General features: G+C 30.7%; 1 protein-coding gene. It reads left to right on the top strand.

Annotated features, from left to right (window positions below):
* Positions 1 to 165: 165 nt before the first annotated feature.
* Positions 166 to 1,173: a hypothetical protein gene (locus HGG78_RS18745; RefSeq protein WP_172533816.1), complete on the top strand. Its 1,008-nt coding sequence runs from the start codon at positions 166 to 168 to the stop codon at positions 1,171 to 1,173.
* Positions 1,174 to 1,373 lie beyond the last annotated feature (200 nt).

Here is a 1,373-nt window from a genome sequence, read left to right on the forward strand (position 1 = left end):
TATAGATATAGGGATGTGCTTAGACTATGTGTGGTGTTCAGGTGTATGGTACCTCGTCGGCTGTGGTCATACAAGGTACGTCTGTGCGTGTCGTATCCTGGTACTGTACGTGTACATGTTGTTTTTTTTTTTTTTTTTTTTTTTTTAGATGTGTAATAAGAGACAGTGCTTACACAATTCAACTCATACACAAAAGGTTTCTCAAAAGAAACATTAATTCAAGTTACATCACTACTTTCAAGTGGATTTATAGGTCATACCAAAGAAACACTGACAAAACCAATGACAAACGTTTTTAGAAGCGAAATTGTTGATCTTAACGGTTTGAAAATTGATTTAAAATCTGATGCATTGATCTTTAGTGAGTGTCTTAAAACACACCAACACGCAGCAATGCGCCATTCTGATGATAATGAAATAACGCTTGAATGTGGCTCTAAATCACCGATTCTAAGGGCTTGTAGCATAAAATCTAACGTTACTATCGCTGAAGTAAAAGGATTCGCTAAGAAGTTCTGTGAGAAACTTTCAACGGACAAAGAAATTACAATCACCAAGTATAATTTCAGTAAGAAAAAAACACTAAGAACACATTCATTCTCTATCTTTTCAACATTGGAGTATAACGACAAAGATAATACTCTAACGTTCAAATTTTCAGAAGGATTTATCGAATATATCAACGCTGAAGGAAAAGCATTAACGATTGTTCAGAATGATGATTTTCGTAAAGTTAAGTCTAATAAAACCGCTGGTGTATTGTTTTTACTGACACAATCAATCTCTAACATAACAAAAGATAAATTCTTTAAACAAGAGTATCTTATTGAAGCATTAGCGATTAAAAAGAATGTAAATCAGGTGCTTATCAGTGCATTTGATAATCTTCAAAAGGCTGGAATGTTGCAATATGAAAAGCTTGTTAGTGCTGAATATTATAACGGACAATGGATTAAATGCTCGCATTACACATTCTCAAGCATCAAAAAAGCTATTGTAAACCTTTTTGCCAAAGCAAAAGATTTAGGCAAAAAAATTACTGTAACAATAAGTAGTAAAAAAATGAGCAAAAAAGAAGGGATGAAGATTCTTAAAGATTCCATGAAAGACATTGAAAAAGGTAATTATGAAGGTTTGCAAGATCTTAAATTCGGTAGGTCGCTAAGATTGTAAATTATTTTTCATTGTAAGTTAAGTGAAAATACAAAGTGTAAATTTCATAGATCTTGATTTTTTTTATTCTAGTGATATGTATAAATGTATAAATGTATAAATGTATAAATGTATAAGCATTATAATATATCTATTGACATTTACATATAAATGAATTATTATTATCTTGACATTTGTTTTTATATTTAAGAGGTTCACAC

Source organism: Vibrio aestuarianus (assembly GCF_012395185.1).
GTDB classification, from domain to species: Bacteria; Pseudomonadota; Gammaproteobacteria; order Enterobacterales; family Vibrionaceae; genus Vibrio; species Vibrio aestuarianus.